The sequence below is a fragment of the Arthrobacter sp. MDT2-34-1 genome (assembly GCF_059091365.1).
Map to the genome: position 1 here is coordinate 1,879,835 of NZ_JBNHGO010000001.1, position 18,784 is coordinate 1,898,618.

The following is an 18,784-nucleotide window of genomic DNA, read 5'->3' on the forward strand; positions in this document are numbered from 1 at the left end:
GCCTTGTTGGAGGCACTGATCATCTTTCCGTCATCGGCCCCTACCCCACGCGCACGCGACGTGCGCGACGGCCAGACCCCACGCGGCGGGGACCCGCTGCTGCGGGCAAGGCTCCGGCGTCGTCATCTCTTCTGGGTAGTGGCGCTGGCCGCGCTTCTCGTCGCCGGAATGGTGCTGTCTGTGGCGACCGGGCCTGTCATGCTGAATACCGCGACCGTGGTCCAAGTGATCCTGTCGCATATGCCGGGCCAGCCGTCCGGGTATCAGCCCGATCCGACAGCCTCGACGATCGTCTGGGACGTCAGGATGCCTCGCGTGCTGCTCGGATGCGTCGTAGGTGCCGGATTGGCGGTGTGCGGAGCAGCGCTGCAGGCAATGGTGCGCAACGTGCTGGCCGACCCCTACCTGCTCGGCATCAATTCCGGAGCCTCCAGCGGTGCGGCAGCCATGATCCTGTTCGGCGTCGGTCTGGGGGTGGGCGAACACGCTCTGCCCGCCAGCGCCTTCATCGGCGCGCTGGCCGCGTCGATGATGGTCTTCCTTATCGCGCGCTCGGCCGGACGGGTGACCTCAATGCGGCTGCTGCTGGCCGGCGTTGCGATCGGATACGCGCTGACCGCCGTGACCAGCTTTCTGGTCTTCGCCTCCGGCTCGGCAGAGGGCGCCCGGTCCGTCATGTTCTGGTTGCTTGGGTCCCTGGCTTTGGCCCAGTGGGGAAGCACCTTGGCCATCGTCGTCGTGGTGGTCCTGATTGCCAGCTGCCTGCTGACCCTTGCCGGAAGGCGCTTGGACGCGCTGGCCATCGGCGACGAAACCGCTCACATCGTCGGCGTTGCACCCGGCCGGTTCCGCACCCAGCTGCTGATCGTCATCTCCCTGTGCATCGGTGTGGTCGTCGCTGCCTCCGGATCTATCGGCTTCGTTGGACTGGTAGTTCCGCATCTCGCCCGCAGGCTGGTCGGTGCCGCCCACTCCCGGGTCATCCCGGTCTCTGCCCTGCTCGGTGCCATCTTCCTGATCTGGGCCGACCTGCTCGCACGGATGCTGCTGCAGCCGCAGGAGTTGCCGATCGGGATCATCACGGCTTTCATCGGCGCTCCCTTCCTGCTCTACCTCATCCGCAGGATGCGCCCGGCGGGCTGAGTGTCACCCCACGTCCGCGTTATCGCCCACATCCACTAGCCCGAGGAGAATTCATGAAAGCTGCCGCCCACCTGCTGTCCGCTGCAGCCGCGGCGGCATTCGCCCTCGGTCTGGCCGGCTGCGCCGACACTTTCGGGAACGCCGGGAACGCCGGAACACCTGCGGCACCCGAGGCCGATGGCTACCCGCTGACCATCACCAATTGCGGCGCCGCGGTCACCCTGGACGCGCCGCCGGAACGGGTTGTCATGCTGGACAGTTCACCGGTCTCCTACTTGGCCGCACTCGGTGTCATGGACACAGTAGTGGCCCGCGCAGGCGTCTACCCGGCCGAATACTTCGACCCGGCCACGCAAGGCGAACTCGCCCGCATTCCGCTCTTGACCGACCGCCTGGACACCACGGGCCACCTGCAGATTTCGCAGGAAGTCGTGTTGGCGCAACAACCGGATCTGGTCCTCGGCACGGCCGAAAACCTTAACCGTGAAACACTAGCCGCCGCGGGCATCCCCATGCTGCAGGAACCGTCCTTTTGCCCCAACGCCTCGGAAACCCCGGAATTCAGCACCGTTGCGGATCAGCTGCGCACCTACGGCAAGATCTTCGGCGTCGAAAAACGGGCCGAAGAAGCAGCCCGCGAGCTCAAGGCCCAGGTGGAGCAGATCACCTCCGAGACGGCCAACACCGGCCGCCGCACTGCGGCCGTCCTTTACCCGACGGTCGGCGGCGGAAGCACCTACGCCTACGGCACAAGGTCCATGGCCCAACCGCAGTTGGAGGCCGCCGGGCTGAAAAACGTTTTCGACGACGTCGACCAGCGGGTCTTCGAGGTCACCCGCGAGGAACTCATCGGCCGCAACCCCGATGTCCTGATCCTGCTCCACTCCGCCGGGGACCCAAGCAGAGTGGCCGACGCCGTCACATCTTTGAAGGGAGCCTCCTCCATGACCGCGGTGGCCAACGACGACATCCTCGTGCAACTGTTCAACTTCACCGAGCCGCCGTCACCGCTGTCGGTCACCGGACTCGAGCGGATCGTCGAGCGGTTCGGCCAGTGATTTCCGGCTCCGGCATCTCCTTCTCCTACGGCTCCCGCGACGTCCTGGACCGCGTTGACCTCCACGCCCGGCACGGCGAAGTCCTGGGCCTGGTGGGACCGAACGGCAGCGGCAAGAGCACCCTGCTGCGGATCCTGTACGGATCGCTGGCCCCGCACACCGGAACGGTCATGCTGGACCATAAGGAACTGCGCCAGCTCAACGCGCAGGAGCGCGCCCGGACGGTCTCAGTGGTCGTGCAGGAGACACCGGGCGACCTGCCCCTGCTGGTTTCCGACATGGTGCTGCTCGGCCGCACCCCGCACCAACCGCGGCTGGGCCGGCGTAAGGCGCGGGACGAACAGGCCGCGGCCCGGGCACTGGAACGGGTCGGCATGCTGGGCCGGGCGGACCAGAGCTTCGACCTGCTCTCCGGCGGGGAACGGCAGCGTGTTTTGATCGCCCGGGCGCTGGCGCAGGAAGCGACGCACCTGCTGTTCGATGAACCGACCAACCATCTGGACATCCGCTATCAGCACGAGATCCTCAGGCTGGTGCGCGACCTGGCGGGGACCAGCAACCATGCCGTCGTCGTGGTCCTGCACGACCTCAACCTCGCCGCTGCCTACTGCGACCGCGTCCTGCTACTCCACGAAAGCCGGGTGGTCGCAGCCGGCACACCGTCCGAGGTGCTGGTCCCGGAGAACCTTGAGCCGGTGTACAAGATCGGGGTCAGCCGTTTCCAGTTCGACGACGGCTTTCAACTGGTATTCAGACCATTCCCTTCAGCTAATCCGCCAGGCTGAGGGCGTCCCTGCTCCACGGCCATCGGTCAAGATCATCGGAGGCCCAACCACACCAGCCACGGAAAAGGTTCCGTCGTTGGTCCGCCGGTTTAGCCGGGGCGCAATGGCCTCTTGGTGCCGAACCTGTCGTTGCCGAGGTCCCGGACGACACCGATGAGTTGATTCTTGAGTTGCTCGGTCTCGTCGTCCTCGCCCAGAAGCTCTCGTCCCAATTTCACCACCTGGTGGAAGGTCTCCTTGCCGCGTTCGGAGATGTTGACCCGTTGCTCGCGCCGGTCGTTCTCGCCGCGGACGCGGGATATGTGACCAGTCGCTTCCAGCCGTGCCAGGGTCTTGCCCACGGTCTGTGGCTGCACCCGCACCCGCTTCGCCAGTTGTGCTTGGGCCATCGCCCCCTCCGCGGCAAGGATCTCCAGGACAGTCGCACCCGCATGGGTCAAGCCGAGGGAGGCCAGCCGCTCGTTCCACTCGTATTCGACAAGCCTCGCTGCTGTGGAGAGAAGCCGGGGCATGTGCCACTTGGATAGATCAGGCATGCAGAATTATAAGCAAACTGATCTTCCTAAGGTCAATGGTTTATCCACAGCGGAGAGCAGAATAGGCCTTTATTTCTGCCCAGCGCGATGCCGGCGACCCAGTCGGCACCGCGCTGCCCCGTCGAAAGGCCAACCCGTACGACCCCTGAAGGATAAGCCGCGGTCAGGTTGCCGTGGAGCCGCTCTGCCCGGGCCAAGCCCGGCCCCGGCATCTGTCGTATTGCAACGGTGCTGTAGGCTTCGATTTAGGAGGCAGGTCTGTCTGTCTCCAGAACGCAGCACGCGCTCTCTCACCGAGCGACCAAGCGCTGCCTTTTTCCCTTGGAAAGGGACATCGATGGATTCCGTGACCGATACCAATACGCTGCCCCTGTCGATCGCGGAGTTGGACTCCACGATCTATACCGGACGGCCAGCTGCAACGGCGGCACTGCCTGGAGGGCAGGTCCAGACAGTTTCCGACCTGACCCCGGGGCAGAAGAAAGCGCTGGAGGCCGTTACTGTCCGCGCGGGACAGGTCGAGGCGGCGGAATGGGCCCTGGACCAGGCGAAGGCCGTCTTCCACGAGCAGACAGCCGCGGCGCTGGCCTCCGGAGTGCCTGCCGAGCTGGTTGCCGCAGCTGCCGGAACATGCGCCTCCGCCCTCCCGGCACCGACCGACGGGGCGGCAGCGAACCCGCCGGATCTGGTGGCCGTCGGCTGACCTGCTTCACCCGCGTCCCGCCCTCATGGCGCGCCGCTACACCGTCCCGTCATAACACTGTCGTGGGCGGCCCGGATTGGCTCCGAGGCGCCATCCCCTACCCGTTCTCCGGGCTGTTCGCCCCCTCAGCCCCGGGTGGGGTTTTCGGGGTAGTCCATCCTGAGAATACTGGTCCCATGAGCCTCTTTCGGACCAAGTCAATCGAGCAGTCCATTGCGGACATGACGGAGCCAGGGCGGGAGCTGAAGCGCACGCTGAGCACCTTCGACCTGATGGTCCTCGGTGTGGCAGTCGCCGTCGGGGCGGGCATCTTCTCCGTCGGCGCGAAGGCCGCCGGCAGCTACGCAGGCCCGGCCGTGACCGTGTCCTTCGTGCTGGCGGCCATCACCTGCGCGCTGGCCATCATGTGTTACGCCGAGTTCGCGTCAGCCATTCCCGTGGCCGGCAGCGCCTACACCTATACCTACGCGACCCTGGGCGAACTGCTGGCCTGGATCATCGGCTGGGACCTGATTCTGGAGCTGTTCACGGCGGGGGCCGTCATTGCGAAGTATTGGGGGATCTATCTCAGCAACGTCTTCCTGCTCTTCGACATTAATGTCCCGACCACGGTGAATGTCTTCGGTCTGGAGCTCACCTGGGGTCCGCTGCTGATCGTTGCCGTCTTCACGACCCTGCTGGTTCTTGGCACCGAGCTGTCGGCGCGGGTAAACAATGTCTTCACCATCATCAAGGTTGCCATTGTCCTGTTCGTGATCGTTGTCGGCTTCACGTACGTACGGGCAGAAAACTACACGCCGTTCGTGCCGGAGCCGGTCGCCACGGCGAGCGCCGGGGGGAACGTCTGGACGCAGTCGCTGTTCTCCTTCCTCAGCGGCGCCGAGCCCCAGCAGTACGGCGTGGTGGGCATCCTGGCGGGTGCGGCATTGGTGTTCTTCGCCTTCATTGGATTCGACGTCGTGGCTACGAGCGCCGAAGAGGTGCGCAACCCGCAAAAGACGCTGCCGCGGGGCATTTTCGGCGGCCTGGCGATCGTGACCGTGCTGTACATCCTGGTCACCCTGGCCCTGACGGGCATGGTGTCCTACCGGGAGCTGGCGGAAGCCGACGAGGCCTCGCTGGCCACGGCGTTCATCGGAGTCGGGGCGGACTGGGCCGCGCAGGTCATTTCGATCGGCATCCTGATCGGGCTCACCACCGTCATCATGGTCCTGTTGATGGGCCTCGCCCGGGTTGCCTTCGCGATGAGCCGTGACGGCCTGCTGCCGCGATGGCTCAGCCACACCACCGAGCACCAAAAGACTCCGGCTCGGGTGCAAATCCTGGCCGGGGCCCTGGTTGCCCTGGTGGCGGGGTTCACCAACGTGGACGTTCTGGAAGAAATGATCAACATCGGCACCCTCTCGGCCTTCGTGCTGGTGAGCATCGGCATCGTCGTGCTCAGGAGGAAGCGGCCGGATCTGCCCCGCGCCTACCGTGTCCCGGGCTCGCCCGTGGTGCCAATTCTCTCCGCGGTGCTGTGCTTCTGGCTGATGCTGAACCTGACCACGCTCACGTGGGTGCGCTTCGTTATCTGGCTGCTCATCGGCTTCGCCATCTACTTCCTCTACGGCCGCCAGCATTCGCGGCTCAACCATCCGGAACTCATATCACTCGAACACGAGCGCGAGGAACACCGCCGACTGGAGCACGAGCAGCGTGTCCGCGGCCGAAAGGACCACCGGCACAACCCGGAGCCCTAGCTCCGGGCTGCCGGAGCATGGATAGTCGCTCCCGCTGTCCGGGCCCGGGGTCCGTTCGTCTATGTGCTCCACCCCGGACACCCCGTGGCTATGATGCGAGAAGTCCAGGATTTCGGAGAATGGAGCAACACATGCAACTCGGCGCTTTTTCGCTCAGCCTCGCAGTGAAGGACATTGCGGCTTCCGCCGCGTTTTACGAAAAGCTCGGGTTCAGCAAGCACGGCGGTGATATCACGCAGAACTGGCTGATCCTGAAAAACGGTGAGGCCGTCATCGGGCTCTTCCAGGGAATGTTCGACAAGAACGCCTTGACCTTCAACCCGGGCTGGAATCAGGACGCCCAGACCCTCGACTCATTCGCAGATGTGCGCGACCTCCAGCGGCAGCTGAAAGCGGAGGGCGTGGAATTCCTGTCGGAAGCAGACGAGGCAACCACCGGTCCTGCCAGCTTTGTTCTGCAGGACCCGGACGGCAACCCGGTCATCGTCGACCAGCACGTTTGATGGCCGACACGAGCAGGCGGCGTCGGCGTCCGCCTGGGCACCGACGCCGCCTGTCGATTTGCTAGCTGCTGGCTTCGCCGGTGCGGGAACCGAGCTGCTCGTCCAGGCGCAGCAGGCCGGGCCCGTCGTCGTTGACCAGCTTGACCCGGCCGATGATCTCACCGACCGTGGCTTCTTCCTCCAACTGCTCGTCGACGAACCAGTTGAGCAGCGGGATGGAGTCGATGTCGCCCTCCTGCTGGGCGAGCCGGTACAGGTCGCGGATCGACTCGGAGACCTTCTTCTCGTGTGCCAGCGAGGCTTCGAACGCCTGCAGTACAGTCTCGGCGAAAATTGTCGGAGCCGTGATGGCCTGGATCTTGGGGTGGGCGCCGCGGTCCATCATGTGCTCGATGAACTTGTTCGCGTGGACCACCTCTTCCTCGGCCTGGGCGCGGAACCAGCCGGCGATCCCGGGCAGGTCGATGGCATCCATCTCGATGGCGAGCTGGCGGTAGACCACGGAGGCCTGGAGTTCCAGCGTGACCTGGTCGTTAAACGCTTCTGCGAGTTTTCCTGTGAGTCCCATGGCACCAGATTAGGCGCCGGCCTGTATCCCCGCCAGCAAGGTAAGGCAAGCCAAGATTAGGGAAGCCTCTGCTACCCGTTCCCTGAACTGTCGGTGGCGCTGAGCGGCACGCCGGGCTTCGCCAGCCCTTCAATCACGACGGCGAGGGGCAGCTTGGCCAGCTCCTCCGGCTTGAGCAGCAGCTTGCTGGAGCGGTTGCCGCCGCCCATCACCACGCGTTCATGGTCCAGCACGGCCGCGTCGATGTAGATCGGGTGGCCGGAGGTCCCGACGGCTGTCACTCCCCCAATCTCCATGCCGGTCACCGCCTGCGTGGTCTCCGCGTCGGCGAAGGACGCGCGCTTGACGCCCATCAGTTCGCGGACCGTCTTGTTCACATCCAGCCGGGCGGTCCCCAGCACCACGCACACCGCGTACCTGGCCGGTTCCACCTTTTTCGACGCCACCAAGATGGTGTTGGCCGACTGCTCCAGGGCGAAGCCGTAATGCGCACAAAACGCCGCCGTGTCCGCCAGATCCGGGTCGCAGTCGAGGACCTCGTAAGCGAGCCCGTTCCCGGCGAGCGCTGCCTCGACGGCGGGCAGCAGTTTGGCCGTGCTCACTGCGCCCCGGTTGCCTCAACGGTCTTGGTCACGGCGGCCAGGATGGCTTCGCCGAGCTCGGCCGGTTTGGTGAACTGAGGCCAGTGCCCCGTGGGCAGGTGCACGTACTCCACGTCCCGGATTCTGGCCAGTTCAACCACCTGAAGTGCGCCGGCGTCGATCCAGCCCTGCAACTGTTCGGGCGTGAACTCGCAGGTGATCATCGTGACCGGCACGTTAAAACGCCGCTCGTCAAAGAGGTGCTGCGGATCGGAGGCGACGCCCCTTGGCTGCGGGATGGCCCGGGCACGGAACGCGGCGCGGAGCTCCTCGTCGAGGTCCACCAGGTCTTCCTCCTCGAAGAGGCTCCAGTCCGGCAACGGCACCTCGTCCCCTTCGGCGGGCAGCTCGTCATTAATCACGCCGCCTTCGCCCAGCGGGCCGCTGTCCACGTAGACGGCACGGGCGATCCTGTCCGGCCGCTGGTCCACCACGCCGTGGATGATGGCCCCGCCGCCGGAGTGGCCCACGAGGGCCACCGGCCCGTCCAAGCCGTCCACTGCCTTGACGGTCGCGTCGATGTGGTCGCGCAGTCCGATCCCCGCGCGCGGCGCATCCGGCGCTTCCAGTCCGGGCAGGGTCAGCGGGTGTACCCGGTGCCCGGCGGAGACCAACGGCGGGGTCACCTCCGCCCACGAGGATGCGTCCAACCAGAATCCGGGTACCAGGATGATGTCCATGTCAGGTGACTCTAGTGCCCGACCGTGACCCCGAACACCCTTGAGGCGGAATTCAGGACAGCCACGGTCCCTGAGACGGCACACGGAGGAGCACGGCGGCGGCCCGCCTGCCCGAAGAGCCATAGGCTGGCTTCGGAAAGCTTATTGGCCCGACCCGGAGGACCGCATGGGAATCATGAACGACCTGCTGGGGCCGGCCGCCGTCGAGCAACTGGGCACTTGCCTGGCCGGAACCGGTGACCAATCTGCGTGGCCGGCGCTTCGGGAAGCGGGAGGTCGGCTTGAGCCGCTGCCCCTGCGGGCCCGCGCCGACGTGCTGGCGGAAGCGCTCCTCGTCGACCTGGCTGCCGGTTACGAACCGGCCGCCGCCGTGATCCGCGCGGCGCTGGACGACGGCGCCTTCACCGGCTGGATGCTCTGGCCGGTGGGTGAGGCGGCCGTGACCCGCGCCTTGGAAGACGGGAGTCAGCGGGCCTTCGACGACGCGATGGCGCTGCTCGCGGAACTGACTCCGCGGATGACGAGCGAGTTCGCCATCCGCCGGCTGTTGATCCGAGACCTGGACCGGGCGCTGGGAATCATCCGGGACTGGACGGCCCACCCGGATGACCAGGTGCGGCGGCTGGCCAGCGAAGGGACGCGGCCGTACCTGCCGTGGGCCGTCCGGGTTCCCGGTATCGTCGCCCGGCCGGCGGCCACCTTGCCGATCCTCGACGAGCTGTTCCAGGACGAGAGCGGCGCCGTCCGCCGCTCGGTGGCCAACCACCTGAACGATGTCTCGCGCCACGCCCCGGAGGACGTGGTGGCGACCGCGGCCCGGTGGAACGCCGCGCCGGGTGCCCACACCGCCCGGGTCGTACGGCACGGGCTGCGCACGCTCGTGAAGAAGGCCCACCCCGGTGCCCTCGCAGCGCTGGGTTACACCTCCGACGCCCTCTCGGTGGCCGTCCCGCAACTCGACCGGGACACTGTCCACCTGCCCGGGGAGCTCGGCTTCGCCGTCGAGATCCGCAATGAAGCGGCCACCCCGGCTCGGGTTGCGGTGGACTATGTGGTCCGCTACGTCAAGGCCAACGGTTCGCTGGCTCCGAAGGTCTTCAAGCTGGCGGTGGCCGACCTCGCCGCGGGCGAGGCCCGGCAGTTCCGCAAAGCCCACGCCTTCCGCCAGATGACCACGCGCGTGCATTACCCCGGCCGGCACCTCGTCCAAGTGCAGGCCAACGGCACGCTGTCGCCCGAGGCGGGCTTCGACGTCGTGCTCTGACACATGCGCCGTGCGCACACGTTGGAATTCGCTCTCGGCATGGTGCGCCCGCATCTACCGGCTTGGGCCGGTGGCATCCGGTAATCTTGCTCCAACGTTTCTCCGGGGTGCAGGCCCTGACGGCACACCCGGAGGCTCCGACCCGTCCCACAAGGAAAAGCGCATGAAGTTTGACTTGCCCTTGCCGCAAAGCACGTGCAGCGCGGCGCGCATCCGTCCGGGCGGACTCATCCGACAGACAGGACTCCTATGAACCCGCTGGCCGAGCAGGAACGCAAGCTCCAGGTTTCGCACCACGGCGCTGAAGACATCGGCGCGTTGGCCGCCGACATCGTCGCCGACCTCGTCGAAGAGCTGCCCCGCGCCGTCATCGGGCTGGCCACCGGGTCATCGCCGCTGCCGCTGTATCAGTCCTTGGCACGGCGCCGACTCAATCTGTCCGGGGTCCGCTGGTTCGCGCTGGACGAATACGTGGGACTTCCGGCCGGGCACCCGGAGAGCTACGCGCAGGTGATCGACCGGGAAGTGATCCGCCCGCTGGGGCTCGACCGGGCGTCGGTCCTGCTGCCGGACGCCGACCGGGCCGATGTGGACCGGGCGGCAGCGGACTATGAAGCGGCCATCGCGTCGGCGGGCGGAATCGACCTGCAGATTTTGGGCATCGGCCACAACGGCCACCTTGCCTTCAACGAACCCGGCTCGGCGCTGGATTCCCGGACCCGGGTCGAGGAGCTGACGATGACGACGCGCCGGGCCAATGCCCGGTTCTTCCCGTCGCTCGACGACGTCCCCACCCGCTGCATCACGCAGGGCCTGGGGACCATCCTGGATGCCAGGCGGCTGCTGTTGATGGTGCAGGGCCGGGACAAGGCTGACATCCTTCACCGGGCGCTAACCGGGCCCATCGACCCCGACTGCCCGGCCTCGGTGCTCCAGCTGCACCCGGACGTCACCGTCCTCACGGATGTCGAGGCAGGCTCCCGGTTTTCCGCCGGATAGGCCTCGATTCCGCCATGACACGCCACGGCGCCGGCAGCACCAACGGCTCCCCCGGCCCGTTCCGCGAAGCGGAACGGGTTCCGCTGCCGGGCGGCCGGACAATCCTCAGGGGCAGAATCCACACTGGCGAGGTTGAACTGCGGGACGGAGCCGTTGCGGTGTCCGGCGCGGAGATCAGCTACGTCGGCCCGGCGGAGGCCCTGCCGCCTGGCGAGGCGGACACCGTCGTGGACGTTCCCGCCGGCCAGCGGGTGATCCCCGGGTTGGTCGACCTGCACTGCCACGGTGCCTTCGGCGTCGATTTCACCACCGCCCCCGAAGCGGACGCGCGCCGCGCGGCGGCCGGCATCCATGCTGTTGGCACCACCACCCTGCTGGCGAGCCTGGTGACCGCTCCGCCCCGGGATCTGCTCGGCGGACTCGACATCCTCGCGCGGATCGCCGCCGACGGCGAGATAGCGGGCATCCACGTGGAGGGGCCGTTCCTGTCACCTGCACGCTGCGGCGCCCAGGACCCGCGCTGGCTGCTGGAACCGGACATCGGCCTGGCACGGGAGCTGCTCGCTGGCGGCCGCGGCTTCCTGCGCACCATGACGTACGCGCCGGAGCTGCCCGGCGCCGACGAACTCGTGGAACTGCTCGCCGGCCACGGCGTGGTCCCCTCGCTGGGACACACGGCGGCGGAGACCGCGGTCGCGGCCGGCTCCCTGCGCCACGCACGGACTGCCCTCGCCCGGAGGTCTGGCGAGGGGCCGGCGGTGCCCACGGTGACGCACCTGTTCAACGGAATGGAGCCGCTGCACCACCGCTCCCCCGGCGCCGTGAGCGCGTGCCTCCGGGCCGCCCGGGCCGGCGACGCCGTCGTGGAGCTCATCGCGGACAACATCCATCTGCACCCCGACCTCGTCGTGACCATGTTCGAACTGCTGGGCGCCGACAACATCGCCTTGGTCACCGATTCAATGGCGGCCGCCGGATTATCCGACGGCGTGTACTCCCTGGGACCGGCGGAGACGCGGGTGCACGCGGGAGTGGCCCGCCTGGCCTCCGGAGCCATCGCCGGGGGCACCGCCGGCATGATGGACGTGGTGCGGAACGCCGTCGAGGCCGGAGTGCCCTTCGACCGGGCCCTCCGGTCAGCCACCGTGGTCCCGGCCCGGACCATCGGCCTGGCCGGCAGCGTCGGCACCCTCGCTCACGGCAGGTTGGCCGACCTCGTGATCATCGATGAAGCCCTGGCGGTCACCGGCGTCATGCGCCGGGGCCGGTGGCTGAACCGTCACTGAGCGCGGCGGGACCGGCGCGGATGGAATACCAGCCTGCCGGCCACGTTGTGACTGGTATGCAGCCTGCCTCCCTTCCGGTCTCCATCCTGGACCGCGCCAACGCCCGTGAGGGCACCTCGGCGTCGGCGGCCCTGGGCGCCACCATCTGCCGGGCCCGGCATGCCGAGCAGTTGGGCTACCACCGCTTCTGGGTGGCCGAGCACCACGGTGTGGCGGGGATCGCCGGTTCGGCTCCGACGGTGCTGATGGCCGCGGTGGCATCGCAGACCGAACGCATCCGCGTCGGCTCCGGCGGAGTGATGCTGCCCAACCACCAACCGCTGGTGGTGGCCGAACAGGCCGCCACCCTGCAGGCACTTTTTCCCGGCCGGATCGATCTCGGGATAGGACGTTCGGTCGGATTCACGCCGGCGGTACGCTCCGCGCTGCGGCAGGAGAAGAACGCCGCGGACCGCTTCGGCGAGGACCTGGCAGAACTCATGGCCTATCTCGACGGCAGCGCCCCCGTCACTGCCCGCCCGGACGACGGCGGTGCGACGCCCCTTTTCGTGTTGGCCACCGGCAAGGGGGTGGAGTTTGCCGCCCAGGCCGGCCTCGCCGTCGTGGTGGGCGGTCCTGCCTTTACCGGTAGCAATCCGGAACTGGCCCGCGGAGTTCTGGGGCGCTACCGGAAAAATTTTCGGCCCTCCGCCTCTTGCCCCGAACCGTACGTCATCGCCTCCGTGGCCGTGGCCGTTGCCGAAACCGCCGACGAGGCGCGGGACCTGCTGCTGCCCGAGGCGTGGGCAATGGCGCAGTCACGCACCCGCGGGGAATTTCCGCCGCTGGCGCCCGCCGACTCCGTCCGGTCAGCTCCGATGACCTCCCGGCAGGAGCGCCTGGTGGCCGAATCCCTGGCCGCCTCGGTGCACGGAACCGCCGACCAGGTGGGCCGGCGGCTCGGACGCTTGCTGGAGGTGACCGGTGCCGACGAGCTCATGGTCACCACCAACACCTTCGATACGGCCGCGCTGGCCGACACCGACCGGCGGCTTGCCGCGCTGTTAGGCCTCGGCCGATCGCTCAGGTGAACCGCCCGGCGGCGGCGGGTGCGGGTCAGGCTCCGGACACGGTTTCGACTTCCACGCGGACGACGTCGAGGAAGTTCTGGAACCCCGGTTCTTCCACTGGAAAATGACCGCATCCCTCGAGTTCGACCAGCCGATGGTTCCCGGCAAGCCGGCTCAGGAACCGGCTGCTGATCCCTGAGGGGGTCCACCGATCCTCGCCCGGATGGACCAGCAGGACGGGCGGTCCGCCGTATGACTCCGGCGGCACTGCCGGGCCGGCCTCCAGGAACGACCGGAACCAACTCAGCGGCATGGAGCCTCCCCCGCCGCGCGGATCGCGCAGGACCTGGGCGGATAGCCCAGGGTCGTTGGAAATCTTCCGCATCGGGGCGACCCACCGCAGCGGGAAAGGTATCCGCTGAAGCGGCCCGCTGATGGTCTTGAGGAAGGGCGCCGCGAGACGGGCCATCCACGGGGCACGCACGACGGCCGATTGAACGCCGGGGTCGGTGCCGTCGAGCAGGCACGTCACGATCACCCGGTCACCCCTGCCGCTCAAGGCAGCCGCATCCAGCGCCAGCATGCCGCCCATACTGGCGCCCAGGAGCAGCAGCGGCCTCTGGTCGGCGATCCGCGCCGCAAGGTCCGCCAGAAGCCGCTGCCAATCCTGGTACGAAATGTGCACGCTTCCGCGGGGACGCGTACGTCCATAGCCCGGAAGGTCAACGAGCGTGACGACGGATCCCAGTTGCGACAGATGCGCCGCAACGGGCCACATGGCCGCAGCGTTCCCTCCCCCGCCGTGCACCAGAAGCATCCGCACCGGCGCTTCAGGGGCCCCGACGTGTTCCAGGTGTACGTCCCACCCGCGCCAGGCCCAGGTTTCTGCGCGCCGTTCCACCGACGGATCGATTGGACGGACGTAGGGCTCGTACCTGCGGTCGGCCGATGTGAAACCCACGCCCTGCTCCTTCCCGCCGACACTCATTTACGCCTGCCCGCTGAACCCGGAGCCCGGGCGGAGGGCTTCGGCGGGTGTAGGCGTCAAAGACAGATAGCCGATTCCGGGAAGCGCCTCGCGGAGTCCGGCGGTCAGTCGTCGCCGGAGAAGATGGTAACTGTCGATGTTCATGGCCGGGTCCACCACAAGCGTGGCGGAAACATTGAGCCGATGGCCATTCCAGCGAAGCCGCACGTCCGACAGTCCCTCGACTTCGCTCTCGGCCAGCAGGATCTGTTCGGCACGGTCGACGAGCTCAGGCTCCACACCGTCGAGCAGGCGGCGGCCGATGTCCCGGGCGGTGCCCCAGAGCAGGACAATGATCGCGGCGGTGATGACCAGGCCAACGATGGGGTCGGCCAGCGGGAAACCGAGCCAGACCCCAATGACACCCAGAACCACGGCCAGCGACGTGAAGCCGTCGGTGCGGGCGTGGATGCCGTCGGCCACCAAGGCGGCCGAGCCGATGCTCCGCCCGACCCTGATCCGGTAGATGGCCACCAACTCGTTGCCGGCAAAACCGACGAGCCCTGCCGCGAGGACCCAGCCCAGGTTGTGCAGGGGCTGCGGGTTCAACAGCCGGTCACTGGACTGCCAGCCGGCGCCCAGGGCCGAAAGCGCGATCATGGCCACGATGAACAGTCCGGCAAGGTCCTCGGCCCGGCCGAAGCCAAACGTATAGCGGCGGGTGGGCCGCCGCGTCCCCAGGATGAAGGCGATCCACAGCGGGATGGCGGTCAGCGCATCGGAGAAATTATGGATCGTGTCGGCCAACAGGGCGACCGAGCCGCTGATCACCACGACAACCAGCTGCAGCACGGCGGTGGCGCCGAGCCCTGCCAGGCTCAGCTTTACCGCGCGGATGCCCTTTGCACTGGATTCCAGCGCATCGTCGATGGAGTCGGCGGTGTCGTGGCTATGCGGGACAAAAAGCCCGTGAAAAAACCCTTTTAGCCCCTTCGGATGAGCGTGGTCATGGCCGTGCTGGTGCTCGCCGTGGCTGTGGACGTGCCCGTGGTTGCCGTGGTCGTGGTCATCGTCGCTGGGCCCGTGACCGCCGTGGTCGCGCCCGTGCTCGTCTGCGGCCTCTCCGCCCTCTCCGGCCTCTCCGGCCTCTCCTGCCTCTCCGGCTGAAGAGTGTCCGGCCTGCGGATGCGCGCTCATGATGCCTGCGGCCCGGGGGTGCTGTGATGTGCCGGAAGACCACCGAGGGAGTGCTCCGCCTGGAAAACAGCATCGGCAACCAACTGCCGGGCATGTTCGTTCTCCAGCCGGTAGTACACCTTGGTGCCCTCATGCCGCGTCGCCACGATGCGTCCCAGGCGCAGTTTCGCCAGATGCTGCGATACCGCGGCCGGCGGCTTTCCCACCGTCTCGGCCAGTTCGTTCACCGGCAGCTCCGTATCCCGCAGGGCCAGGATGATGCGCACGCGGGTGGCGTCGGCCAGCATCGCAAAGACCTCGACGGCCAGCTCAACATACTGGCTGTCTACGTCGAGCCTGCAACCCTTGTTACCTGCATGCATACGCAGATAATTGCACAACCAGCCCCGGACGGCAATGGTTCACCGCGGGAGAGTGGTCAGAGGCTGGCGAGGAGGTCCTGCATTTCCTGGATTTCGCCTTCCTGGTCTTCAATGATGGTCTGTGCCAGTTCCTTGGCCTGCGGGTACCCTATTTCACTTCCTGCTCGGCCTATTTCACGTTTCCGCGCAAGCAGAGGCTTTGGCTACTGGATTCGCTCCGGGTCCAGGTCAATCCGCCGCAGCACCTGGGCGTTGAGGGCGACCACGATGGTGGAAACGGACATCAGGATCGCCGCGATGGCCGGGGAGATGGCGACTCCGGCGAAGGCAAGCACACCGGCGGCCAGCGGCACGGCGATGATGTTGTAGCCGGTAGCCCAGATCAGGTTCTGAATCATCTTTCGGTAGCTGGCCCGGGACAGGTCGATCATCGACAGCACGGACCGGGGGTCGTTGCCCGCCAACACGACGCCGGCAGATTCCATCGCCACGTCTGTACCGGCTCCGATGGCGATGCCCACTTCGGAGCGGGCCAAAGCTGGCGAGTCGTTGACGCCGTCGCCGACCATCGCCACTTTCAGACCGCGTTGCTGCAGTTCGGTGACCTTCTTGTCCTTGTCCTGCGGCAGGACCTCGGCGAAGACCTCGTCGATGCCCAGATCGCGACCCACGGAGTTTGCGACCTGGCGGGCGTCCCCGGTGATCATGGCGACCTTGAGCCCACGCTCCTGCAAGGCCCTGACTGCCGCCCGAGACTCGGGACGCACCCTGTCTTCCAGGGCCAGCGCCCCGATAATCTTGCCGTCGCGGACCACGTGCAGAACACCAGCACCCCGATCCATCCAGGCCGAGGTTTCTTGGGCTACGTCCGCCGCCTCGGCTAGATGCAACTCCCGGAGCATGTTCGGCCCGCCCACGGAGATGTCGGCCCCGCCCACCACGGCGCGCACGCCCCGGCCAGTGCTGGAGGTGAAGTTGCGGCCGGTCAGACCCAGTCGTGCCGCCTCGGCGTGTTCGGCGGCAGCCCGGACGATCGCGCGGGCGACGGGGTGTTCGCTGTCGGATTCGGCGGCAGCAGCCAGGGCCAGCAGCTCGCCTTCAGTCACGCCCTCCACTGCGGCGACGGCGGTGACCGCGTGTTCGCCTTCGGTCAGCGTGCCGGTCTTGTCGAACAGGACGACGTCGATGGTGCGCATCCGCTCCAGAGCGATGCGGTTCTTGATCAGCACGCCAGAGCGGGCGGCGCGTTCGGTGGAGATAGCGATGACCAGCGGGATCGCGAGGCCCAGCGCATGCGGGCAGGCGATGACCAGAACGGTCACCGTGCGAACGACGGCCTCGTCAGGACTTCCGAGCAGCAGCCAGGCGCCAAAGGTGATGATGCCGGCCACCAGCGCGAAGTAGAACAGCAGGGCAGCAGCCCGATCGGCCAGGGCCTGCGCCCGGGACGACGATGCCTGGGCCTCGGCCACGAGGCGTTGGATGCCCGCCAGCGCCGTGTCGGAGCCAACGGCAGTGATTTGGACCCGCACCGAGTTGTCCGTGGCGACCGTACCGGCCACCACCGTATCGTTGGTCGCCCGGCCGACGGCTTTGGATTCCCCGGTGATCATCGATTCGTCGAACTCGGCCCCGCCGTCGATGATCCGCCCGTCTGCGGGCACGCGGGCACCTGAGCGCACCAGCACGATATCGCCGGTGGCGAGGGACCCGACCGGCACGGTTCGGACACTTCCATCGCTGTTGACCACGTCCGCCTCGTCCGGCAGCAGGGCAGCCAGCGCGTCGAGCGCTCCCTGCGCGGAGCCCAGGGCACGCATTTCCATCCAGTGGCCCAACAGCATGATCACGATCAGCAGGGCCAGTTCCCACCAAAAGTCCAGGTCGAACCCGCCGATGCCGAGGGTCGTGATCCAAGAGGCGGCGAAGGCGACCGTGATGGCCATCCCAATCAGCAGCATCATGCCCGGCTGCCGGGACCGCAGTTCCTTCATTGCGCCCTTCAGGAAGGGGGTGCCGCCATAGAAGAAAATAATGGTGCCAAGTACCGGCGGGACCCACGCCGCCCCTGGGAACCCCGGAACGGTGTACCCCAGGAGCATGGCAAACATCGGGCTGAAGAACACCACCGGGACCGCAAGGACCAGGGACAGCCAGAACTTGTTCTTGAACATGGCCGTGCTGTGCCCGGCGTGCTGGCCATGCGTATGGACGGCATGTTCTTCGTCCATCGCCGAATGTGCGGGCACGTCCGGCATGGCCTGCCCGTGCGTTTCATGGTCGGTCATCATCGGACCCTGGCCCTGATGCCGGTGCTCCGGGCCAGGTCCTTGGGTGTGCTGGCCGGAATTGTCGAGGTGCTGCGAATGCTCGCTTTTCATGGCTCTTCTTTCGCGGGCGCCCCTGCCTTCAAAGGCGGGGCGGCCCTTCGCGGGAAACCTGATCTTCAAGAGGCAATAAGCTCGTAGCCGGCGTCGGCGATGGCCGACCGAACGGCGGAGTCGCTGACGAGCGATACCGCCAGAAGGGTGACGGTGGAAATGCCGCCGGGAACGAGGGCGACCTGAACGTCCCTCACGTCGTCGAGAGCGCCCAACGCGTCCGTAACGCTGGAGGCGCAGTGTCCGCAGGTCATGCCGGCCACCCGGTACTCTGCCTGAACGGCCGGCACCATCGACGAAGCCTCCGGCTCGCGGCGCGCGGTCCGTTCTTTCGAGACGCCGGTCGGGGCGCAGCAGGAGCATCCTTGGGCGGACTTGGCGGTCAGGGACAGTTCCCGGTTTAGGGACTCGGCCATGGTGTTCTCCTCACACATCATCGGTGCTGGCTGCGGGAAGTGGGAACGCCAGACCGTTGGAATGACGCTCCGCCGCCGAAGCCGGTGAGGACCTTCACTGCGTTGAAGCCCTGTCGGGCTCGTGACGCTTGTTCCGGTGAGACTGAAGTTATACCCCCCGGGGGTATCTGTCAAGGTAACGTAACATGTGCCTTTCGGAGGACATGGTTGCCGACCTCACCAAGTGCATCCGCACCAATCTGGACTGCGCCGACATCTGCGCAGCCGCCGGCCGCGTCCTCTCGCGCCACACCGGCTACGACGCCAATATCACCAAGGCACTTCTGGAGGCCTGCCGGACTGCCTGCAAGGCGTGCGCCGACGAATGCGGGCAGCACGCGGAGATGCACGAACACTGCAAGGTCTGCGCGGAGGCCTGCCGCCGGTGTGAACGCGCCTGTGACGAACTCTTGGCCTCGCTGGGAAGCGGCGCTTCCAAATAGGCCGGCCCACCTCCTGTCTCGC

At 67.1% G+C, this 18,784-nt stretch carries 19 protein-coding genes and 1 pseudogene; 11 read left to right on the top strand and 9 right to left on the bottom strand.

Annotation, left to right across the window (positions count from 1 at the left end; all coding sequences use genetic code 11):
- The first annotated feature begins 3 nt into the window (after window positions 1-3).
- From AC5RVV_RS08755 to AC5RVV_RS08765, 3 genes are read left to right on the top strand one after another with little or no spacing between them, the layout of a single operon-like run.
- Entirely contained in the window at window positions 4-1,143 is a 1,140-nt protein-coding gene (locus AC5RVV_RS08755; RefSeq protein ID WP_494000938.1) for a FecCD family ABC transporter permease, read from the top strand.
- 53 nt (window positions 1,144-1,196) lie between these two features.
- Window positions 1,197-2,201, top strand: coding sequence for an ABC transporter substrate-binding protein (locus AC5RVV_RS08760; protein ID WP_494000939.1), 1,005 nt, complete (start codon window positions 1,197-1,199; stop codon window positions 2,199-2,201).
- Window positions 2,198-2,986 carry an ABC transporter ATP-binding protein gene (locus tag AC5RVV_RS08765; RefSeq protein ID WP_494000940.1) on the top strand — a complete coding sequence of 263 codons (789 nt, stop codon included), beginning with the start codon at window positions 2,198-2,200 and terminating at the stop codon, window positions 2,984-2,986. Before AC5RVV_RS08760 ends, AC5RVV_RS08765 begins: the two co-directional genes overlap by 4 nt.
- 89 nt (window positions 2,987-3,075) lie before the next feature.
- Here AC5RVV_RS08765 and AC5RVV_RS08770 read toward each other — a convergent pair whose 3' ends face one another.
- Entirely contained in the window at window positions 3,076-3,522 is a 447-nt protein-coding gene (locus AC5RVV_RS08770; protein WP_494000941.1) for a MarR family winged helix-turn-helix transcriptional regulator, read from the bottom strand.
- Between the two features lie 346 nt (window positions 3,523-3,868).
- On the opposite strand from AC5RVV_RS08770, the gene AC5RVV_RS08775 reads away from it, so the two are divergent.
- The 3 genes from AC5RVV_RS08775 (at window position 3,869) to AC5RVV_RS08785 (ending at window position 6,470) form a co-directional block, all read left to right on the top strand.
- A complete protein-coding gene (locus AC5RVV_RS08775; RefSeq protein ID WP_494000942.1) occupies window positions 3,869-4,225 on the top strand; it encodes a hypothetical protein in 357 nt (118 codons plus the stop codon).
- Between the two features lie 176 nt (window positions 4,226-4,401).
- Entirely contained in the window at window positions 4,402-5,967 is a 1,566-nt protein-coding gene (locus AC5RVV_RS08780) for an amino acid permease (RefSeq protein ID WP_494000943.1), read from the top strand.
- A 119-nt stretch (window positions 5,968-6,086) separates the two neighbouring features.
- Window positions 6,087-6,470, top strand: a complete 384-nt coding sequence (locus tag AC5RVV_RS08785; RefSeq protein ID WP_494000944.1) for a VOC family protein — start codon at window positions 6,087-6,089, stop codon at window positions 6,468-6,470.
- A gap of 61 nt (window positions 6,471-6,531) precedes the next feature.
- On the opposite strand, the gene AC5RVV_RS08790 is transcribed toward AC5RVV_RS08785, so the two are convergent.
- The 3 genes from AC5RVV_RS08790 to AC5RVV_RS08800 form a co-directional block, all read right to left on the bottom strand.
- Window positions 6,532-7,038, bottom strand: coding sequence for a ferritin (locus AC5RVV_RS08790; protein WP_494000945.1), 507 nt, complete (start codon window positions 7,036-7,038; stop codon window positions 6,532-6,534).
- Window positions 7,039-7,109: 71 nt separating this feature from the next.
- Window positions 7,110-7,640, bottom strand: a complete 531-nt coding sequence (locus AC5RVV_RS08795; protein ID WP_494000946.1) for a YbaK/EbsC family protein — start codon at window positions 7,638-7,640, stop codon at window positions 7,110-7,112.
- Window positions 7,637-8,359: an alpha/beta fold hydrolase gene (locus AC5RVV_RS08800; RefSeq protein WP_494000947.1), complete on the bottom strand. Its 723-nt coding sequence runs from the start codon at window positions 8,357-8,359 to the stop codon at window positions 7,637-7,639. Before AC5RVV_RS08800 ends, AC5RVV_RS08795 begins: the two co-directional genes overlap by 4 nt.
- A 166-nt stretch (window positions 8,360-8,525) precedes the next feature.
- On the opposite strand from AC5RVV_RS08800, the gene AC5RVV_RS08805 reads away from it, so the two are divergent.
- The 4 genes from AC5RVV_RS08805 (at window position 8,526) to AC5RVV_RS08820 (ending at window position 12,978) form a co-directional block, all read left to right on the top strand.
- Entirely contained in the window at window positions 8,526-9,623 is a 1,098-nt protein-coding gene (locus AC5RVV_RS08805; RefSeq protein WP_494000948.1) for a DNA alkylation repair protein, read from the top strand.
- A gap of 249 nt (window positions 9,624-9,872) precedes the next feature.
- Window positions 9,873-10,622, top strand: a complete 750-nt coding sequence (locus AC5RVV_RS08810; protein ID WP_494000949.1) for a glucosamine-6-phosphate deaminase — start codon at window positions 9,873-9,875, stop codon at window positions 10,620-10,622.
- 14 nt (window positions 10,623-10,636) lie between these two features.
- A complete protein-coding gene (gene nagA, locus AC5RVV_RS08815; RefSeq protein WP_494000950.1) occupies window positions 10,637-11,908 on the top strand; it encodes an N-acetylglucosamine-6-phosphate deacetylase in 1,272 nt (423 codons plus the stop codon).
- Between the two features lie 56 nt (window positions 11,909-11,964).
- On the top strand, window positions 11,965-12,978 hold the full coding sequence (locus AC5RVV_RS08820; RefSeq protein WP_494001312.1) for an MsnO8 family LLM class oxidoreductase: 1,014 nt from the start codon (window positions 11,965-11,967) through the stop codon (window positions 12,976-12,978).
- A gap of 25 nt (window positions 12,979-13,003) precedes the next feature.
- On the opposite strand, the gene AC5RVV_RS08825 is transcribed toward AC5RVV_RS08820, so the two are convergent.
- From AC5RVV_RS08825 to AC5RVV_RS08845, 5 genes are all read right to left on the bottom strand, one after another.
- Window positions 13,004-13,918 (bottom strand): alpha/beta hydrolase, encoded by a 915-nt coding sequence (locus tag AC5RVV_RS08825; protein WP_494000951.1) that lies wholly within the window; start codon window positions 13,916-13,918, stop codon window positions 13,004-13,006.
- A gap of 27 nt (window positions 13,919-13,945) precedes the next feature.
- Window positions 13,946-15,121 (bottom strand): cation diffusion facilitator family transporter, encoded by a 1,176-nt coding sequence (locus AC5RVV_RS08830; protein WP_494000952.1) that lies wholly within the window; start codon window positions 15,119-15,121, stop codon window positions 13,946-13,948.
- Entirely contained in the window at window positions 15,118-15,483 is a 366-nt protein-coding gene (locus tag AC5RVV_RS08835; RefSeq protein ID WP_494000953.1) for an ArsR/SmtB family transcription factor, read from the bottom strand. The genes AC5RVV_RS08830 and AC5RVV_RS08835 overlap by 4 nt, the downstream gene beginning before the upstream one ends.
- 203 nt (window positions 15,484-15,686) lie before the next feature.
- Window positions 15,687-17,864, bottom strand: a complete 2,178-nt coding sequence (locus AC5RVV_RS08840; RefSeq protein WP_494000954.1) for a heavy metal translocating P-type ATPase — start codon at window positions 17,862-17,864, stop codon at window positions 15,687-15,689.
- A 65-nt stretch (window positions 17,865-17,929) separates the two neighbouring features.
- Entirely contained in the window at window positions 17,930-18,280 is a 351-nt protein-coding gene (locus AC5RVV_RS08845; RefSeq protein WP_494000955.1) for a heavy-metal-associated domain-containing protein, read from the bottom strand.
- A 188-nt stretch (window positions 18,281-18,468) separates the two neighbouring features.
- On the opposite strand from AC5RVV_RS08845, the pseudogene AC5RVV_RS08850 reads away from it, so the two are divergent.
- Window positions 18,469-18,762: pseudogene (locus AC5RVV_RS08850) on the top strand (four-helix bundle copper-binding protein); the annotation flags it as partial.
- Window positions 18,763-18,784: the final 22 nt, after the last annotated feature.

What these genes read in the sequence shown, in the direction of transcription:
- AC5RVV_RS08760 (WP_494000939.1), top strand. Translation starts at nt 1,197, where the DNA reads ATGAAAGCTGCCGCCCACCTGCTGTCCGCTGCAGCCGCGGCGGCATTC.
- AC5RVV_RS08790 (WP_494000945.1), bottom strand. Translation starts at nt 7,038, where the DNA reads ATGGGACTCACAGGAAAACTCGCAGAAGCGTTTAACGACCAGGTCACG.
- AC5RVV_RS08810 (WP_494000949.1), top strand. Translation starts at nt 9,873, where the DNA reads ATGAACCCGCTGGCCGAGCAGGAACGCAAGCTCCAGGTTTCGCACCAC.
- AC5RVV_RS08845 (WP_494000955.1), bottom strand. Translation starts at nt 18,280, where the DNA reads ATGGCCGAGTCCCTAAACCGGGAACTGTCCCTGACCGCCAAGTCCGCC.
- AC5RVV_RS08805 (WP_494000948.1), top strand. Translation starts at nt 8,526, where the DNA reads ATGGGAATCATGAACGACCTGCTGGGGCCGGCCGCCGTCGAGCAACTG.
- AC5RVV_RS08800 (WP_494000947.1), bottom strand. Translation starts at nt 8,359, where the DNA reads ATGGACATCATCCTGGTACCCGGATTCTGGTTGGACGCATCCTCGTGG.
- AC5RVV_RS08840 (WP_494000954.1), bottom strand. Translation starts at nt 17,864, where the DNA reads ATGAAAAGCGAGCATTCGCAGCACCTCGACAATTCCGGCCAGCACACC.
- AC5RVV_RS08785 (WP_494000944.1), top strand. Translation starts at nt 6,087, where the DNA reads ATGGAGCAACACATGCAACTCGGCGCTTTTTCGCTCAGCCTCGCAGTG.
- nagA (WP_494000950.1), top strand. Translation starts at nt 10,637, where the DNA reads ATGACACGCCACGGCGCCGGCAGCACCAACGGCTCCCCCGGCCCGTTC.
- AC5RVV_RS08830 (WP_494000952.1), bottom strand. Translation starts at nt 15,121, where the DNA reads ATGAGCGCGCATCCGCAGGCCGGACACTCTTCAGCCGGAGAGGCAGGA.
- AC5RVV_RS08780 (WP_494000943.1), top strand. Translation starts at nt 4,402, where the DNA reads ATGAGCCTCTTTCGGACCAAGTCAATCGAGCAGTCCATTGCGGACATG.
- AC5RVV_RS08820 (WP_494001312.1), top strand. Translation starts at nt 11,965, where the DNA reads ATGCAGCCTGCCTCCCTTCCGGTCTCCATCCTGGACCGCGCCAACGCC.
- AC5RVV_RS08835 (WP_494000953.1), bottom strand. Translation starts at nt 15,483, where the DNA reads ATGCATGCAGGTAACAAGGGTTGCAGGCTCGACGTAGACAGCCAGTAT.
- AC5RVV_RS08770 (WP_494000941.1), bottom strand. Translation starts at nt 3,522, where the DNA reads ATGCCTGATCTATCCAAGTGGCACATGCCCCGGCTTCTCTCCACAGCA.